The organism is Amycolatopsis sp. MJM2582 (genome assembly GCF_000754115.1).
GTDB lineage: Bacteria > Actinomycetota > Actinomycetes > Mycobacteriales > Pseudonocardiaceae > Amycolatopsis > Amycolatopsis japonica.
Map to the genome: position 1 here is coordinate 1,259,413 of NZ_JPLW01000001.1, position 18,202 is coordinate 1,277,614.

The window sequence follows — 18,202 nt, forward strand, 5'->3', positions numbered from 1 at the left end:
AGTTATCCACAGATCGCTGCTAGGAGCGGTGGAAAATCTGTGGATGGGTAGGCTGGACCTGGGGACGCCCCCCGGGAAGGGCGGGGGCTGCGCGCCGGGTGGATCTAGGGGTGGCGTGGTCGGCCGAGGGGGCACACAACCGGTTGTGCCGAGGGCGTCGGCAGTGCGATGTGCGCCCGCGTGCGGGTGTGGAGGACTGGCTACTCCGCTTTGGCGAGTTCGTGGGCCAGGACGTCCGCGAAGGTGAACGTGCCGGTCGGCTGGTCCCCTTCGCCGAGCAGGTACAGCCGCTTCACGGCGACCAGGATGCCTTCGGCGACGACGTCGCGGAAAGCCGGGTCCGCCAGTTTGCGGCTGTCTTCCGGGTTGGTCAGGTAGCCGATCTCGATCCGCACCGCCGGGCAGCGGGTGCGGGTGAAGATCTCCCAGGTCTTGTAGTGCGTGCGGCAGTCGAGCATGCCGGTGCGGGCGGCCAGCTCACGCTGGATGAAACCCGCCAGCAGCTCGCCGACGGTCGACGTGGTGCCGTTGCCGGTGCCGAAGTGGAAACTCGCGACACCCTGCGCCTTGGGCGAAGGGTTCTTGTCGTTGTGCAGCGAAAGGAACAGGTCCGCGCCCGCCTCGTTCGCGAACTTCGCCCGGTCGCCCTCGGTCGGGCTCTGGTTCGGGCCGCGCGAGATCAGCGCCTCCATACCGGTGGCCTGCATCCGGCCTTCGAGCCGCCGCGCCAGGTCCCAGGCGATGTCCGCCTCGCGCAGGCCGCCCGCGACGACACCGAGGTCCTCGCCGCCGTGGCCCGGGTCGATCACGATGCGCTTGCCGCGCAGCCGCGGGCCCGCCTGCCGCACCTGCTCCTGCTCACGAAGGAAAACGGGGCGGCCGCCGCGGGCACGCGGCGACGAGAGCCGGTGCAGCTCACGGATGGTGGCCGGGCCGCACATACCGTCGGCGACCAGGCGCATGTCGCGCTGGAAGGTCTTGAGCGCGCGCTCGGTCTGCGGGCCGAAATGCCCGTCCGGACGGCCGGCGTCGAAACCGAGCTCGGTCAGCCGCTCCTGGAGCGCGAAGACGTCGTCACCCTGCATGGGGGCGGAGAACATGTAGGTCAGCGGGCGGCTGCCCAAATGGAAGCCCGCGCCGCGAAGCGCCTGATAGGTCGCCGGGCCCACCAGACCGTCGGTGATGAGCCCACGGCGCTGCTGGAACGCTCGAACGGCGTGTTCCATCGCCGTGTCGAAGACCTCGTACTCCCCGGATTCGGTCACCGGCGGGAGCAGCTCCATCGCCGCCAGCGTGGACCTGATCTCGGCGACGTCCGGTCCGGCGTCACCGCGGCGGAGTACCCGCATGCACTCCTCGCTCTTCCCTTTGGGGCACCGATCGAGCTCGATGCACGACTATGAAAACCCTGCGGGGCGAACCCCGGTGCTCTATTGTGCCCTGTGAACTCTCGGTGAGCGCGGAGGCCCGGCCGGTGCGTCAAGTCGCCGTTCGTGGAACTCGTCCAGGCGTTCCCGTGACAGGGAGTTTTACCCATTCCGGAGAACGACGAAACCCGGAGCCTGGGCGGGCCCCGGGTTTCGGCAGGTGAAACGCGAGATCAGAGGACGTCGGCGAGGTCCGACAGCAGCGCGGCCTTCGGCTTGGCGCCGACGATCTGCTTCACCGGCTTGCCGCCCTGGAACAGGATCAGCGTCGGGATCGACATCACCTGGTAGTCACGCGCAGTGTTCGGGTTGGCATCGATGTCGAGCTTCGCGATGGTCAGCTTCTCGCCGTTCTCCGCCGCGATCTCCTCGAGCACCGGGGCGACCATCTTGCACGGGCCGCACCAGGTCGCCCAGAAGTCGACCAGGACGGGCTTCTCGCTCGTCAGCACGTCGTCGACGAACGTCTTGTCGGTCACCGTCACGGTGTTGGCCATGGTGTCTCCTTCTGGGTGGTGAACGGGCTGGGGAAAGTCAGTTGGTGGAGGCGCCGTAGCCGCCGCCGACCAGCTCAGGCGTCTCCTGGGCGGTCTCGACACCGGCGTGCTCCGCCAGCCATCGTTCTGCATCGATGGCGGCGGCGCAGCCCGAGCCCGCGGCGGTGATCGCCTGCCGGTACGTGCGGTCGACCAGGTCGCCGGCCGCGAAGACACCGGGAAGGTTCGTGTACGAGGTCCGGCCCTGGGTGAGCACGTAGCCGTCCTCGTCGAGGTCCACCTGACCGCGCACCAGTTCGCTGCGGGGGTCGTGCCCGATCGCCACGAAGAAACCGGTCACGTCGAGCTTGGACTCCTCGCCGGTCACCGTGTCCTTGAGCGTCAGGCCCTCGACCTTGCCTTCACCCTCGACCGCGGTGATCTGCTTGTTGAGCGCCCACTTGATCTTCTCGTTCTCGCGGGCACGCTCCAGCATGATCTTGGAGGCGCGGAACTCCTCGCGGCGGTGGACGATCGTGACGGACTTGGCGAACTTCGTCAGGAAGGTCGCCTCCTCCATCGCGGAGTCGCCGCCGCCGGCGACCACGATGTCGTGGTCGCGGAAGAAGAAGCCGTCGCAGGTGGCGCAGGCCGAAACACCGCGGCCGAGCAGCTCCTGCTCGCCGGGCACGTTCAGATAGCGGGCGGCGGCACCCATCGAGAGCACGACCGCGCGGGCCGCGTAGCGCTTGCCGTTCGCGACGATGTACTTGATGTCACCGGTCAGCTCGACGGACTCGACGTCCTCCTGGCGCAGGTCGGCGCCGAAACGCTTCGCCTGCTCGCGCATCTCTTCCATGAGGTCGGGACCCTGGATGCCTTCGCGGAAGCCGGGGAAGTTCTCGACCTCCGTCGTCGTCATCAGCGCACCGCCGAACTGAGTGCCCTCGAACACCAGCGGTTCGAGCTGCGCTCGTGCCGCGTAGACAGCGGCGGTGTATCCCGCAGGACCCGATCCCACAATGATCAGGTTCCTGATCTCCTCGGCAGCCACCCGTGACCTCCGCTCGTAGTGACCTGTTCACCAGGCTCAACACGATCGTAAGGGCCGGTGTTCCCGGGGTGACCGGCGCTACTTTCTCCTGCCTTGCGCCGCGGCGGAGATCCGACCTCTAGCGCCGCTAGAAAACCTAGCGTGGTAGCAAAGATCCCTCGCTCCCCCCGAAATGGGGCTGGTGGGGAGCGAGGGACCAGTGAGGTTTCGGTCGGTTACTTCGGTCCGATGACTTTGTCGAAGAGGACCGAAGGGTTGCCCGGACCGCAGTCGGCACCGAAGGCGACGATGCGGAATTGGGCGAGTTTTCCTGTGGTGTAGATCACCATCACGCCGTCCTTGCCCGCGACGTTCACCGGCCGGATGCCCTCCGGGCGCACGTCCGCGTCCATTCCGGCCGCAGCGACACAGGCGTCGAGGCGCTCTTCGGTCTTCAGCGAGCCGAAGTCGCGGACGCCGATCGCCTTGCCGACGAGGGCTTCGGCCCCGCCGCCGTCTCCGCCGAGCGAAGGTCCGGAAGGAGCCGAGGGCGCGGGCTGGGCGATACCGCCCGAATCCGGCTCCCGGGTGGTCGGGACGACGATCGCCACGGCCGCGATGGCCGCCGCGGCCACGGTCGCTATCCCGGCGCCCCAGCCGATCCGCTTGTTCCGCCGCCGCCGTGCGGCCGCGAGGTCCACCACCGGGGCGACCTGTTCCTGCCGCCCTTCAGATGCGCCTTGAAACGCAGGCGTCGCCCGCATTTCGGCGGCCAGCGCGGCGTCGATCCGTGCCGCGTATTCCGCCGGCATCGGCGCGACCGGCTCGTTCGCGAGTTCCGCGAGGTCGGCCGTGGTCGCTTCCAGTGCTTCGATGATCGCCAGTGCTTCGGGGTCGGCGTTCACCAACGGCCACAGTTCGGCCGCCTCACGCTCGTCCAGCACACCTGCGTGCAGGTCGGCGAGCACATCGACAGACCACGGCGGACCGACGGTCCCACCGATCCCCCTGCTCTCGTCTGTCATCGTCCCTCCCCGTCACCCGGCGTGCCCTGAGGACGCCTGGCACCCCGTTGCGGGGTAGCGCGCTCTCGTTTGCTTTCGTGAGTTGGGACGTTCGCAATAGCATCGGGGTTCCGTAGATGTCCGAGAACCTTCGCGAGCTTTCCGCGACCTCGGGCACACCGGCTCTTGACCGTGCCTTCGGCGATGCCGAGCATCTTCGCCGTCTCGGCGACGGAGTATCCCTCGACGTCGACCAACACGATCGGGGCACGTTGCTCTTCGGGGAGCTGGTCGAGGGCTTCCTTGACGACCAGGCTCGTCTCGCGTTCGGACATCGAGTCGCGCGGCGAGGCGGGCTCGTTGAACTGCCCGGTCTCGGGCAGCGGGACGGTCGGTCTGGCCTTGCCCCGCCGGATGCGGTCGAGGCACGCGTTCACGACGATGCGGTGCAACCACGTCGTGACCTGCGATTCCGCTCTGAAGTTGCCCGCTGCTCGGAACGCGGAGATGAAGGCGTCCTGCAGGGCGTCCGCGGCTTCTTCGGGATCCCGCAAGGTGCGGAGGGCCACCGCCCACATGCGGTCTCGATGTCGCTGGACCAGTTCACTGAACGCGTGCGGGTCCCCAGCGGCATGCGCCGCTATGAGATCCGCGTCCGTGGGAGCTGCAGCTGTCACCCGGGAGAGCCTACTGACCCGGTGTCTGACGTCACCCCGCAGGCAGGAACGTCAGCTCTTTGAGTTCGGTGACGAACTTTCCCTTGTCATCTTCACCCAGCTGAGTGATCCAGATGATGAAGTACTGACCCTGCTGCGGCTGCTGCAACGCGATGGTCGATTCGCCGGCCGCGAGGTCCCCGCTGCCGACGACCTTCGTCTCGTCGAGCTTCGGGTTCTTCTTGTCGGCGGAGCGGATCTCGACCTTAGAACCGGCACTCGCCGCGTCGATCTTGACCTGGCTGAGGTTGATCGGGTCCTTGAAGGTCACGACCAGCCCGACGCCGTCCTTGAGCACCGGGAACTGCTCGTCGTACTGGTCGGTCTTCCACGAGGTGACCGCGTCGCCGTCGGTGGCGTTCCTGGCCTTGCCGGGGCTGTCGCCCTTGCTGCCCGGGTTGTAGACGGCCACGGCCGACGGCTTCACCGCCGCACCCACCGCGGGGGCCGGCGGCTTCTGCTCGGGCGGCGGCTGTTGCTCGCCCGAAGGCGGCACGACCTGGGAGGACGACGCGGCGACGTTGATCTTCGGGCCGCTGGACTTCGACTCGCCCTGGAACAGGTTGATCAGCATCATCCCGCCCCAGGCGAGGATGACCACGGTCGCGACCACCAGCACGGTCACGCCGAACGCCAGCTTCTTGCGCCGAGCGACGTCCTTGACCGGTTTCTTCGTCGTCCAAACCGTGCCGTCCGATTCGGCGACGGCCTCTTCCTCGCCGACGGCCTTGATCAGCTGGGTGCGTTCTTCGGCTTCGGCGACCTGGTCCAGCACGCGCAGGATGGCCGCGCTGGTGCGGATGCCGCCGTGGCCGCCGTCCTCGATGGTGCGGACGGCGAGCGAGGACAGCTCGACCGGGACGCCTGCGACCAGCGAACGTGGCGGGATGATCCTGCCGGTCGGCGCGTGCGGCGCCGCCGGGATCGCGGCCGGACCGCCGGGAAGGGCCCAACGACCGGTCAGCAGCAGGTACAGCACGGCGCCGAGCGCCTTGACGTCGTCACGAAGGGTCGCTTCGGGCAGCGGGCCCGGGAAGGCGAGCTTCAGCGCGCCGTCCGGGGTGAGCCGCAGACGCTGCGGGTGGTCGAGGCCGAGGACGAGACCGTTCTGATGGGCGTGGTCGACGGCTTCCGCCAGCGCCTGCACCATCCGGGCCGCCGCGGCGGGCGCAACCGGACGCTGCGCCACGAGGTCGACCAGGTCGCTGCCCTTGGTCCATTCCGCCACGACGACACCGAGCAGACCTTCGCTCGAGGTGACGCCGCTGCCGAGGCTGAGCACATCGAGGACGCGCGCGACTCCGCCGTGGCCGAACTTCGAGGCGTGCGCGGCACGCTCCAGCGTCCGGCGCGCGAGCCGGGCGGCTTCCGCGTCCGCAGGGTCGCCGACCAGCAGCGTCAGCGCGACATCCCGCTTCAGCTGCCCGTCGCGGGCACGCCAAAGATGCGCTGCCGCCCGTTCGTCCACCCCGAACTGTGCGAGCAGGCGATACCGGCCGTCACCGACGACCCGGCCAGGGGCCAGCGACCCGCCTTGGGCCCGGATGCCCACCTGGCTCGCCTCCCCTGCCTGTTCGCTCCGTCTCGTATCCACCGCACTCTCCCGCGTAGCTCCCGCCCCGAGGGTACCCAGAATACGACCCGTGAACGCGCGCCATCCGTACGTGAATCGTTATCCGCGCTTGATCAACCGGGTGATCCTCGCCGTGGCGGGCTTCAATTCCTCGACCTTCAAGGCGATGAGCACGCCGAACGACACCGCGATGCCGACCACCGTCTGCAGGAGAAGTTTCACCCAGGCATGGAAAGTAGGCCCGAACGAGTCAGGCACGATCTGCCCGGCGAGCCAGGCCGCGCCGACCCCGAGCACACTCGCGACGACCGTGAAGAGGATCACCCCGAGCACTCGCTTGCTCCGGAGGTTTCCGAGCGTCACCCACAGCCAGACCTGACCCAGGATCGCGCCGACGACGAACGTGAGGCCGTTGACCATCATCACGCCGAGCACGATGTTGTCGGGCGAAAGCAGCGCCGGGCACAGGTACAGCAGCGGCACCTTGACCACGGTCATCACGATCATGATCAGCACCGGCGTCCGCGCGTCCTTCATCGCGTAGAACACCCGCATCTGCAGCATGACCAGCGCGTACGGCAGCAGCGCGAACGCCGAGATGGCCAGCGCCTCGCCCATCCGCGACGCGTCCTCGACGGTGCCCTTGCCCAGGGTGAACAGGGCGATACCGACCGAACCACCCACCACGGTCATCACCGCGGAGATCGGCACGAGCATCACCGTCGAGATCCGCGACGCGTAGGAGAGGTCGCCGATCAGCTTCTTGTGGTCGCCGTCGGCGGCCGCGCGGCTCATCCGCGGCATGATCGCGGTCAGCAGCGAGACACCGATGACGCCGTACGGCAGCTGGAAGAGCAGCCACGCGTTGCTGTACGCGGTCACACCGCCCTGCGAACCGCTGGTCAGCACGCGGGTGGTGATCGTGTAGCCGACCTGGCTGACCGCGACGTAGCCGACGGTCCACAGCGCGAGCCCGCCGAACTCCTTCATGCGCTTGTCGATGCCCCAGCGCCATTTGAACTTGAACCCGGACCGCAGCAGCGGCGGGATCAACAGCACCGACTGCGCCACGATGCCCGAGGTCACGCCGATGCCCAGGGTCAGCAGCTTCGGGTCGGTGATCGACACCGGATCGGTGGAGATGTTCCCCGGCATGATCCACACGACGAGGATCGTGAAGATGACGACGAGGTTGTTGATCACCGGCGCCCACGCCGTCGGGCCGAAGATGTTCTTCGCGTTCAGCACCGCCGAGAGCAGCGCGAACACGCCGTAGAAGAAGATCTGTGGCAACAGCAGGTACGCGAACGCGGTGACCAGCTCGGGATTCGCCTGGCCCTTGTCGTCGACGTAGAGCTTGGTGATCAGCGGCGCCGCGACCACGGCGATCGTCGTCCCGACGACGAGCAGCGTGCCCGCCACCGTGACCAGCCGCTGGGTATAGGCCTCGCCGCCGTCCTTGTCGTCCTGCGACCGCACGAGCAGCGGGACCACGAGGCTCGACAGCACGCCGCCCATCAGCAGTTCGAAGATGATGTTCGGCATGGTGTTGGCGACGTTGAACGAGTCGTTCTCCACCTGGGCGCCGATGGCCGCCACCAGCAGCAGCTTCCACGCGAAGCCGGTGATGCGGCTGATGAGCGACGCGATCGCCATCCGGCCGCTGGACTTCGCGAGCGACGGCGCCTTCGCCGGGGCGGCGACATCCTGTTCGCCGGTGTCCCCCGGCCGCGGTTTGACCAGCGGCGCGTCCTTGATCGCCGGCATGACCTGCGTGGCGAGCTGGTCGTACGGGCGGAGGACGTCGGGGTCGGCGACCGGCCAGCGCGAACCCATCGGGACACCGGGGGTGCGCGGGATGAACCGCGTCGCGTCGGCTTCGTCGCGCCGGTCGACCTGCCACGGGCGGACCGGTGGCGGCTGGCGGCGCCCGCGATGCGGCGGGGGCGGTGTCTGATTGAGCGCTTGCGGTGCTTGGGGAGGTGCCGGGCGGCGCGCCGCCTGGTTCTGCGACGGCTGCGGAAGCGGCGGCCCCTGCGGAGGCGGCACCGGCTGCCGACGGGTCGGCGGAGGCGGCGTCCCCTGTCCGGGGGGCGTTTTCCGTGGCGGCGCGCCCTGGGGTGGCGGCCTCAGCCGTCGCGTCTCGTCGTCGGGGCGGCCCGCCACCCGCTGGCGGCGGCCGTCCGGCGGCGGCTGCTGGGGAGGTGGCGGCACGGCCCGCCGCGGTCGCTCACCGCGATCGGGCGGGGGCTGCTGCGGAGGCGGCTGGCGACGCTCCGGACGGCGTGCCGGTCCGTCGGTGCGGCGGGGCGGTGGCGGAGTACCTTCGCGCCGGGGACGGCCTGCACGCTCGGGCGGTACACCCGGCTCTCTTTCCAACGTGCGCCCAATCCTCGGTGCTCGACTACGTGATGCCCGGCGGCATCGTTCGACCCAGGGTAATCGGGAACGGCCGGAAACACTTAAACCTGTGCGTCCTCGGTCACACGTTGGGCGGTTTCGTTCGTCCGATCGGCCCGCGAGTCCTTGATCCTCCGGTAGATCCGCCGGGACGACAGGAGCAGCAGCGCACCCGCCGCGGTGATGGTGATGATGATGGTGATCGCGCCGTACTCCGTGGAGGTCAGCTCGAACCGCGCGTCGGAACCGAGCGGGGTCCCGTCGGGCGTGGTCAGCGCCACGTCGACGCTGAACCGGCCGGCTCGCAGCGCCTCGACCGGCAGCAGCTGGTTGATGGCGCCGTTCGCCGGGACGGTCCGCTCCGGGACGGCTTCGGTGGGACGCAGGCCCACGTTGTTCTTGAGCACCGTGCGGACGTTGATGCCGACCGGAAGGCCGTTGGTGATGTACGCGGGCAGGGGCGACGCGCCGGAGGCCAGCGCGATCGTCTGCTTCGGCCGTTCCACGGTGACCTGGCCGCGGATCGCTTCGAGGTCGCCGCGGGCGTTGGCGGTGACGATCGCGGCGTCCGCGCCGCGCCACGAGGTCGACGCGGCCCGGATGAGGGCGAACCGGACCGGGGCGATCACGTCGGCCGGATTCACCCGTTTGGTGGCATCCATCGTCATCGCCGACGACAGGCCCAGCGTCTCGTTGTCGATCTGGGACATCTTCGCGGTGACTTCACCGCTGGTCGCGGCCGTCAGATCCTGCGGGTCGTAGTTGATCGACGCCGTCCCGGACGGGCTGTCACCGAGCAGCTCGGGCAGCGGCGCCGGCTTGATCAGACCGGCGGTGTAGAAGTCGCCCATCCGCTCCAGGAACGTGGTGAGTTCCGTGCCGCTCGCGGCCCAGTGCCGCGGCGGCGCGATCAGCAGCCGCGAACGCGCCGGTCCCTCGGACTGCCCGCCGAGCCCCGCCCGGAAGGCGATGGCGCCGAGCCCGTTCTGCGTCGAGCCCGAGCCGTTCAGCGCCGACGAGATCAGCGCGTCGATCGGCTGCGCGCGCAGGTCCGTTCCCTCGATCGACACCCCGCCCGAAAGCGGCGATCCGGACTGGAGCCTGCCCGAATCGGTCAGCACGGTCTTGACGCCGGCTTTGCCGATCGCTTCGACGGTCTGCGAATCGAGGGAGCCGCCCGGCCAGAGCACGCCGTCCTGCGGCTGGATGCCGAGCAGGTTCTTGATCGTCCCGGCTCCGCCCAGCGCGCTCGCCATGAGCGCGGTGTCGGTGGCGTCGCCCGCGCGGACCTTCGTCAGCGCGGTGAGGTCGGCGTCGGCGAACGGGAGGGTGACCACGCACCGGCCCGCGACCAGCGCCTTCAGCCTGCCGAGCCAGTTCTTCGCGGTCTCGACGCCCTTGCCGGGAGCGCCGCCGGCGACCTGGTAGCCGCGGGTCATCCCGTCGACGGTCGCGACCAGGTCGGGGTCGATGGCCAGGCACAACGACGACGAGACCTTCGTGTCGGCCTCGGCCGCCCGCGCCGCTTCGACCAGCGAGTCGAGCCGCCCACCGGCGGCCAGTTCGATGGCGAGCCGTTCGTCCGCCAGGGTCAGCGGTCCGCCGAGCGGGGACGAGACGACGTGCACGGTGCTGTTCGCGATCGGCCACAGCAGGCTCGTCGACGGCGCCGACGTGGGCCGCGACGCGGGGGCCTTGCCGGGGACGCCGAGCACCGGCATCAGCAGGGTGACCGCCGCCAGCCGTTCGGGGCCGCCGAAATCCGGGGTGCCGTTGACGTTGACCAGCAGCGGATACACGCCGGGCCTCGGGAACTGCAGCTTCGACGACTGGCCGAGCGGGACGGACAGGTTCAGCGCGGCGCTCTGCCCCGGCTCCAGTTCGTCCGGTTCGAGGTCGACGAACTCGGTCGCCCCGAGGTCCTTGAACTTGTCACCGGCGAGGACGTCGCCGATCTGCTGCTCGCTCTGCAGCCTGGTGCCCAGCTGCAGCCGGACGCCGAGTTTGCTGATCCGCCGGTCGCCGATGTTGGTGACGCGGCCGGTGACCGTGAGCGAAGCCGAGTTCGTGCTGATCACGCGGGGGTTCAGCTGGTCGAGGTCCACGCGCAGCCGGGGCTGTTCCTGTGCCTGCGCGACCGCGAGGGGCGAGGCGGCCAGGGCCAGGAACAGGATCGACAGGACAGTGGCGGCAAGCCGCTTCACTCAGGTGCTCCCTCGGCGGTGTGCTGTTGCTGCGCGAAGAGTTCTTTGGCCTTCCGGACCAGCTTGCGCTCGTCGGAGTAGGCGAGTTTGGTCTCCAGGTCGGCGAGCGGTACCCAGGCGACCTCGGTCACCTCGACATCCTCGTCCGAAAGTTCGCCGCCGGTGGATTCCAGGATGAAATGGTGCACCGTCTTGTGCACACGCCGTCGCTCGGCCACGAACCAGTAGTCGATGGTGCCGAGGGGCTGCAGGACGCGCGCCGAGATGCCGGTCTCTTCCTTCACCTCGCGCACCGCCGTCTGCTCCACCGTCTCACCGTCCTCGATGTGGCCCTTGGGCAGCGACCACAGCAGTCTGCCGTGCCGGTCGAGCCGCCCGATCAGCGCGGCGTTCGCCCGTTCGGCGTCGACGACGAGTCCGCCGGCCGAGGTTTCGTCGACCGTGGTCAGCCGCCGCCCCCGCCTGCGCCTCCGCCGGCGGCCCGGCTTCGAAGCGCCGGAGCGGCCGGCTGATCCAGACATGCTGCGATGCTAGAGCAAACGGCGGTACGGGTACGCTGGCTCACCGTGCCCGTGTTGGGCCGGGGCAAAAGTAAGTACATCCAAATCGTGGTGGGATTGTCGTGAACAAGGTGGTCGCCGGGCAGGCGATTGCGGGGAAGAGCACTGCGATGCAGAACGCTGTGACCGAGCTGATGCGCATCTCCCCGCTGGCGGACGAGCTCGCGAAGCTCTTCGCGAAGGCGGGACACAGCCTGTACCTGGTCGGCGGCAGCGTCCGCGACATGATGCTCCGCAGGCTGTCGAGCGACCTCGACTTCACCACCGACGCCCGGCCGGACCAGGTGCTCAAGATCGTCAGCGCCTGGGGCGACGCGGTCTGGGACGTCGGCATCGCGTTCGGCACCGTCGGCGTGACGAAACAGGGCATGACCCTGGAGATCACCACGTTCCGCGCCGACAGCTACGACCGCGTCGGCCGCAATCCCGAGGTCACCTTCGGCGACAGCATCGAGGGCGACCTGCTCCGCCGCGACTTCACGGTCAACGCGATGGCGATCGACCTCGCGAACAAGACCTTCGTCGATCCGCACGGCGGCCTCCAGGCGCTGCAGGACAAGGTGCTCGACACACCCGCGACCCCGCAGGAGTCCTTCGCCGACGATCCGCTGCGCATGCTGCGGGCCGCGCGGTTCTCCGCGCAGCTCGGGTTCACCGCGGCGCCGCGCGTGGTCGACGCGATGTCGTCGATGGCCGAGGAGATCGACCGGATCACCGCCGAGCGCGTCCAGACCGAACTGTCGAAACTGCTGCTCGCGGACGACCCCCGGCCCGGTATCGAGCTGCTGGTGGACACCCGCCTCGCCGATCGCGTGCTCCCCGAAGTGCCGGGGATGCGGCTGGCGATCGACGAGCACCACCAGCACAAGGACGTCTACCAGCACTCGCTGACCGTGCTGGCCCAGGCGATCGACCTGGAGAAATCGCACGAACCGACCTCCGAGCCGGATCTGATCCTGCGGCTCGCGGCGCTCCTGCACGACGTCGGCAAGCCCGCGACGCGCGAGTTCCAGCCCGGCGGCGGCGTGAGCTTCCACCACCACGAGGTCGTCGGCGCGAAGATGGCGCGCAAACGTTTGCGGGCGCTGAAGTTCTCGAAGGAGATCGTCCAGGACGTCAGCCAGCTCGTGTTCCTGCACCTGCGGTTCCACGGTTACGGCAAGGGCGAATGGACGGATTCGGCGGTGCGGCGCTACGTCACCGACGCCGGCGACCTGCTGCCCCGGCTGCACAAGCTCGTGCGCGCCGACTGCACCACGCGCAACCGCAAGAAGGCGGCCGCGCTGCAGGCGACCTACGACGACCTCGAGCGGCGGATCGAAGCGATCCAGGCGCAGGAGGACCTCGACCGGGTCCGGCCGGACCTCAACGGCGAGGAGATCATGCGGATCCTCGGCCTCAAGCCGGGGCCGGACGTCGGCAAGGCGTGGAAGCACCTGAAGGAACTGCGGCTCGACCGCGGTCCGCTGGAGCACGACGAGGCGGTGGCCGAACTGAAGAAATGGGCCGCCGAGAACGGCATAGGCTGAGATAAACCCCGTTGGTCTCTGGATCCACACGGCGTAACCGGAGATACTCCTGCCGGTGCTCCGGGCAGGGGGAAAATCCATGGCGAAGCGGCCGCCCAGTTTTCTGGTGACTTTGCTGCGCCGTGGCGCGCCCGCGCTGGCGACGGCGACGAGCGAGCTGTCGGACGAGGTCGGCGACCCGACACCGATGCGCGCGCTGCGGCGGATCCAGCAGATGTCCGGCCCCATCGACACGGCTCATCGCGACAACCTGCTGCTCAGAGCCGCTCGCTACGTCGCCCTCGTCCCGCTGGTCTACCGGCTCTTCGCGGTGCCCGGCGCGTTCGGCGTCTACGTCTCCACCCACGGCATGATCGGGATCGGCCCGGTCGGGCTGGTGTCGCTCGGCTCGGTCGGGCTTTCGCTGTACGGGATCCGGTGGATGCTGCGCTCGGCGCCGTTCCGCCCGCAGCACGCCGCCCGCCTGCTCGCGATCGACCTCGTGTTCACCCTGCTCGCGCCGCTGGCCGTCGGAGCGCTGGTGCCGGCTTCGGTCTTCACCGAGGCGATGGCGGTGCCCGGCAAACACCTGCTCGGCGAGGTCGCGCTGCTGGCGCTGGCGCTGGGCATGCCGGCCGCCGCGGCGCTCGCCGTCGTGAGTTTCCCGGTGCGGATGCTGGCGTCGGTGTTCGGTACCGGTCACGCCGCGCCCGGCGACGCCATGGCGACTTTCCCGGCGATCCTCGGTGTCCTCTTCACCGCGAGCGGCGCCCTCGTCCTGATCGGCCTCGGCACCCGGCTCGCCCTCGCGTACGGCATCCGCAACGGCCGGATCGCCGAACGCGCCCGCCAGCACCGGATGCTGCACGACTCCGTGCTGCAGACCCTCGAAGCGATCGCGCTGGCCAACAAGGGCGACCCGGCCACGCGGCTCGCCGAGGTGCAGCGGCTGGCGCGGGCGCAGTCGATGGAGCTGCGGCGGACGATCGAGAACGAGGCTTCGGAACGCTCGGAGGCCGGTTCGCGGCCGCTGGGCGAGAAGCTCGCGTCGCTGGCGGCGGAGATGGCGCGGGACGGGCTGCGCGCCCAGCTCGTGATCGCCGAACTCGACGACGACACGCTTTCCGAGGTGCGGCAGATCGCCATCCGTGACGCCGTCCGCGAGTCGCTGCGCAACACCCTCAAACACGCCGGGACGGACAAGGTCGTGGTGCGGGTCGAGGAGCAGGAAGGCGGCGTCGCGGTGATCACGCGCGATCACGGCGCCGGGTTCAGCCTCGACACCCGGCCCGCCGGTTTCGGCATCAGCGAGTCCATCACCGCCCGCCTGAACGAGGTCGGCGGGACCGCGCGGGTGGAGTCGGCTCCGGGCAATGGCACCAGAGTCACCCTTTGGGTGCCTTTCTGACGGTAAACAGGGGAACATGAAGAAAACGGACGTCCTGGCCGAAGCGCTCACCGCGTACCGCGACGGTGACCGGGCCAAGGCCGCGGACCTCGCCGAGCGGGCCGGATCCACGCTCGGCATCGAACTGCACCGATATCTGACCGAGGGCGGCGGTGGTGCCGTCTACGACCGGCCCGCCGCGTTCACCGCGTTCATCCGCGGCGGCGGGAACGTCAAGCTCTACCGGCAGCTCAGCGCGATGCTCGCCCGGCGCTACGGCACCGTCGGTTCCCTGCTCGACCTCGGTTGCGGAGACGGGCTCGCCGTCGTCCCGGCCCTGGAACAGGCGGACCGGCAGCCGGGCCGGATCGATCTCGTCGAGCCGTCGAGCGCGCTGCTGGCGGAGACGCGCAAGCACCTCGACGGCACCCGCGGCCTGCACACCTGGGAGGCCACCGCGCAGGAATTCCTCGGCCGCGACGACGACCAGCAGTGGCAGCTGACGCAGTCCACCTTCGCGCTCCAGTCGATCCCGACCGACGAACGCACCGAGGTCCTGCGGGCGCTCCGGCCCCGCACCTCGTGTCTGGTGCTGGCCGAATTCGACGTGCCCGAGTACGACGAAGACTCCGCCGAGTACCTGCTTTCCCTGGTCACGCGCTACGAACGCGGGATCGCGGAGTACGGCAAGGAGGCGTCGCTGGTGGCGCAGGGGTTCCTGCTGCCGGTCCTGCTCGGCCTCGTCGAACCCGGGACGGGCCGGACGAACTGGGAGCAGCCCGCCACCGATTGGGCTTCGCAGCTGAAGGAAGCGGGCTTCACCGGCATCCGGATCGAGCCGCTCGCGGACTACTGGTGGTCGCCCGCGGTGCTGATCACCGCGTCCTGAGTTTGGCTACGTTGGGGGTATGGGGATCCTGCTTTCCGCGCTCGAACTCGCCATCGTCGAGGACGGCCGCGCGGCCACCGAAGTACTCGCTTCGACAGCCACCGTCACCACGAAGCTGGAGGAACTGGGGTATCACCGCGTCTGGCTCGCGGAGCACCACGGCTCGCCCGCCATCGCCACGGCTTCGCCGCCGGTGCTGGCCGCGCATCTGGCGGCGGTGACGTCGTCGATCCGGATCGGCTCCGGCGGGGTGATGGCGCCGAACCACGCCCCGCTGGCGGTCGCCGAGCAGTTCGCGACGCTTTCGGCGTTGCATCCCGGCCGGATCGACCTCGGGGTCGGGCGCGGTCCCGGCACCTTCGACGAGAAGATCGTCCGCGCGTTGCGGCGGGGCGCGGATCCGGCGACGGACGACGACTACCGTGCCGATGTCACCGAGTTACTGAGCCATCTGGCCGGGGAAACCGGGATCCGGGTGCTGCCCGGCGAGGTGCCGACGCCGGAGCCGTGGCTGTTGTGCTCGAGTGCGGCCGGCGCCCGTCTCGCCGCCGAGCTCGGCCTGCCGATCGCGGTCGCGCACCACATCCGGCCGCAGAACACGGCCGAGGTCCTGCAGGCGTATCGGGAGAACTTCAAGCCGTCCCAGTGGCGTGAAGAGCCGTACGTGATCCTCTGCGTCGAGACCATCTGCGCGGACACGGACGCCGAAGCGGTCTACGTCGCCGGGCCGTGCGCGGTGATCAAGTCGTACCTGCTCAACGGCGAAGGCGGTGACCTCGCCTTCCCGACCAGGGAGCAGGCCGCCGCACACGAGTTCACCCCGGAGTCGAAGGAGCTGATCGCGCAGTTCACCGCCGCGCAGGCGCACGGCGGACCGGAGAAGGTGGTGCGGTCGCTGAAGGATCTCGCCGCGGCCACCGGTGCCGACGAGCTGATGCTGACGGCACCGGTGTACGACGCGGCCGCGCGGGCCCGGTCCTACGAACTGGTCGCGAAGGCCTTCTAGCGCCCTGCATTTCGTCCTCTGAATGCGACTGATCGCATTCAGAGGACGAAACGCGGGGTGGTCAGACGCGGGAAAGCGCGCCGGTTTCGAGATGCTGGGCGATCGGCCGCGGCAGCACGTAGGCCACGGCCCCGCCCGGCGTCCCGTTCCACGGCGCGGTGATCCCGGTGACCACGCGCAGCGGCCGCAGGACGCGGTAAAGACGGCGCTCCCGTTCGCGGTCCGCGGCCAGCGACGTCTCGATGAATCGCGCCGATTCGGCGTGCACGAGGTTCCCGGTCTCGTTCCCGAACCGCTGCACCGTGGTGCCCGCCGGGAGGACGACGATCCGCTTGCGCCGGAAGAAGTTCAGCGGCGGCTCGCCCCGCAGCGGCAGGATCGGCCAGTCGGCCGGGTTGTCGGCCTCCTCGCTCGCGCCCACCGCGGCCCGTGCCGGATACAGCAGCAGGGTGCCGAGGAAGAACCGTGCCGCCTCTTCGAGTTTGGCGAACGCCACCGGCTCGTCGGTCGGCGGCCGGGACACCTCCCAGCCGCTTTCGGTGCGGCGCAAGGTCCACAGCCCCGGCTCCGGTACCGCGTTCGCGCCGATCCGGTAGGCCGTCGGCGCCACGCCGTGCTCGGCCAGCCGCTGGTAGAGGACGTCCAGCACCTCGACGGCCCGGATGTCGCGGGCCGGTTCGCCGTCGCGTTCGACGCGGGTGCGGGCACTTTCGTCCGGTAGGTCCGCGGCGGTCTGCGGCGGCCGCGGTTTGCCGACGATCTCCGCCTCGGCGGTCGCCCGCACCAGCTCGCCGATCAGCGGCGGCCGGAAACCGGCGGCCCGGATGTGCTCGATCAGCTCGGGCTCCGGCGGCACCCCGTACTTGCGCAGGTAGTGCGGGACGGCCGCGGGCCAGATCCACACGCCGTCGGTGTGGAAGGCGTTCGGCACGTCCGGCGGGCCGTTCGGGGTGAAGATGTCGGGCTGCGGACCCGGCCGGGTCAGCGCCACCGGCGAGCGGAAGAGATAGTCCAGGACGCCGCGCATCATGTCCGGCGGCACCGGCGGCCGGTTGACGACCGGTCGTTCGCCCTCGTTGTGCGCGTCGACGACCTGCGCGTGCCGGAACACGACGTCGAGCGGCAGGCCCGCCTTGGCCGAAAGCCAGGCCGGGACGTGTTTCTGGTCGCGCGGGAAGATCGCGAGCTCGGTCGCGTACGCGCGCGGAGACGGCTTCCCGCCTTCGTTCGGCGCGAGCCGCCACGTCGGCTCCTGGTCGGCGTCGAAGTCGAAGTCGAAGTGCGACTCCGAGTCGAGCGTGAACGTGCCCTGGAACCAGGTGCCGGTCTCGGGCTGGTGCATCGCGGCGCGGAGCCGCGCGAACAGCGAGCCGAGCTCCGGCGGGGCCGCGATCGACACCGACACCGGGCCGTTGCCCTCGTCGCCGACCGAGCGGACCTCGAGTTCGGAGTAGTCGCCGACCTGCCGGAACTGGGCGCCGACCCGCTGCCAGCCGGCGGGCAGCACCCGCAGCAGCGTCCGGCCGATGGCACGCAGCAGCGCGCCCTGATCGCCCGTACCCGGCTGAAGCCGGGCCTCCGGCGTCTCGACGAAGTCGTGCCTGGTCTGCCACAAGGCCGTCAGCCGCGTCGGCGCGGCCGTGGTCGAGAAGTCCGTCAGGCCCAGTTCGGCCGCGCGGGCCGCGTCCTCGCCCGCCCAGCGCAACGTCAGATCGCCGCCGCCGGTGCTCGGCGCGATCTGGAAGTGCTCGTCGTCGAACCGGCCGTACGACTGCAGGCTGAACGTCGCGCCCGCCTCGCCGTTCAGCACGACCCTGGCCGGACGGCCGTTCCAGTCGCGGTCGAAGCCCTCGGGCGCCGCTTCCCCCGGCGGCGCGATGAGCAGCAGCGTGCCGTCTTCGGTCGACCTCTGGGCCGCGAAGACGGTGTCCCCCCAGACGGCGTACAGGCCATCCGGCCGCTCCGCCGCTTGAACCCGGTAACGCACTATGTGTCCCCTCCCCAAGTACCCCAAACCGG

The 18,202-nt window shown here is 69.8% G+C and carries 14 protein-coding genes; 4 read left to right on the plus strand and 10 right to left on the minus strand.

Features of this window, described 5'->3' with window-relative positions; all coding sequences use genetic code 11:
• Nucleotides 1–200: 200 nt before the first annotated feature.
• From ED92_RS06260 to ED92_RS06300, 9 genes are all read right to left on the minus strand, one after another.
• The gene (locus ED92_RS06260) at nt 201–1,349 is read right to left on the minus strand and encodes an N-acetylmuramoyl-L-alanine amidase (protein ID WP_037333990.1); all 1,149 of its coding nucleotides are present in this window, start codon (nt 1,347–1,349) and stop codon (nt 201–203) included.
• A 251-nt stretch (nt 1,350–1,600) separates the two neighbouring features.
• Entirely contained in the window at nt 1,601–1,924 is a 324-nt protein-coding gene (trxA, locus tag ED92_RS06265; RefSeq protein ID WP_007032253.1) for a thioredoxin, read from the minus strand.
• Nucleotides 1,925–1,961: 37 nt separating this feature from the next.
• Nucleotides 1,962–2,957 (minus strand): thioredoxin-disulfide reductase, encoded by a 996-nt coding sequence (gene trxB / locus ED92_RS06270; protein ID WP_037333993.1) that lies wholly within the window; start codon nt 2,955–2,957, stop codon nt 1,962–1,964.
• A gap of 215 nt (nt 2,958–3,172) precedes the next feature.
• Nucleotides 3,173–3,961, minus strand: a complete 789-nt coding sequence (locus tag ED92_RS06275; protein WP_037333996.1) for a hypothetical protein — start codon at nt 3,959–3,961, stop codon at nt 3,173–3,175.
• On the minus strand, nt 3,958–4,617 hold the full coding sequence (gene sigM / locus ED92_RS06280; protein ID WP_037333997.1) for an RNA polymerase sigma factor SigM: 660 nt from the start codon (nt 4,615–4,617) through the stop codon (nt 3,958–3,960). Before sigM ends, ED92_RS06275 begins: the two co-directional genes overlap by 4 nt.
• Before the next feature lie 31 nt (nt 4,618–4,648).
• Entirely contained in the window at nt 4,649–6,208 is a 1,560-nt protein-coding gene (locus ED92_RS06285) for a protein kinase family protein (RefSeq protein WP_081975707.1), read from the minus strand.
• Between the two features lie 120 nt (nt 6,209–6,328).
• Entirely contained in the window at nt 6,329–8,278 is a 1,950-nt protein-coding gene (gene murJ, locus ED92_RS06290; RefSeq protein WP_037334004.1) for a murein biosynthesis integral membrane protein MurJ, read from the minus strand.
• 413 nt (nt 8,279–8,691) lie between these two features.
• A complete protein-coding gene (locus ED92_RS06295) occupies nt 8,692–10,833 on the minus strand; it encodes a DUF6049 family protein (protein WP_037334008.1) in 2,142 nt (713 codons plus the stop codon).
• Complete coding sequence (locus tag ED92_RS06300) at nt 10,830–11,354, minus strand: NUDIX hydrolase (RefSeq protein ID WP_037334014.1); 525 nt, start codon at nt 11,352–11,354, stop codon at nt 10,830–10,832. Before ED92_RS06300 ends, ED92_RS06295 begins: the two co-directional genes overlap by 4 nt.
• Before the next feature lie 149 nt (nt 11,355–11,503).
• Between ED92_RS06300 and ED92_RS06305 the strand changes: the two genes are divergently transcribed.
• The 4 genes from ED92_RS06305 (at nt 11,504) to ED92_RS06320 (ending at nt 16,183) form a co-directional block, all read left to right on the plus strand.
• Complete coding sequence (locus ED92_RS06305) at nt 11,504–12,922, plus strand: CCA tRNA nucleotidyltransferase (protein ID WP_037334017.1); 1,419 nt, start codon at nt 11,504–11,506, stop codon at nt 12,920–12,922.
• 79 nt (nt 12,923–13,001) lie between these two features.
• Nucleotides 13,002–14,309, plus strand: a complete 1,308-nt coding sequence (locus ED92_RS06310) for a sensor histidine kinase (RefSeq protein ID WP_037334020.1) — start codon at nt 13,002–13,004, stop codon at nt 14,307–14,309.
• A gap of 16 nt (nt 14,310–14,325) precedes the next feature.
• Nucleotides 14,326–15,177, plus strand: a complete 852-nt coding sequence (locus ED92_RS06315) for a class I SAM-dependent methyltransferase (protein WP_037334021.1) — start codon at nt 14,326–14,328, stop codon at nt 15,175–15,177.
• A 19-nt stretch (nt 15,178–15,196) separates the two neighbouring features.
• Complete coding sequence (locus ED92_RS06320) at nt 15,197–16,183, plus strand: LLM class flavin-dependent oxidoreductase (RefSeq protein ID WP_037334022.1); 987 nt, start codon at nt 15,197–15,199, stop codon at nt 16,181–16,183.
• Nucleotides 16,184–16,244: 61 nt separating this feature from the next.
• Here the strand turns inward: ED92_RS06320 and ED92_RS06325 are convergent, their stop codons facing one another.
• On the minus strand, nt 16,245–18,170 hold the full coding sequence (locus tag ED92_RS06325) for a TNT domain-containing protein (RefSeq protein ID WP_037334024.1): 1,926 nt from the start codon (nt 18,168–18,170) through the stop codon (nt 16,245–16,247).
• Nucleotides 18,171–18,202 lie beyond the last annotated feature (32 nt).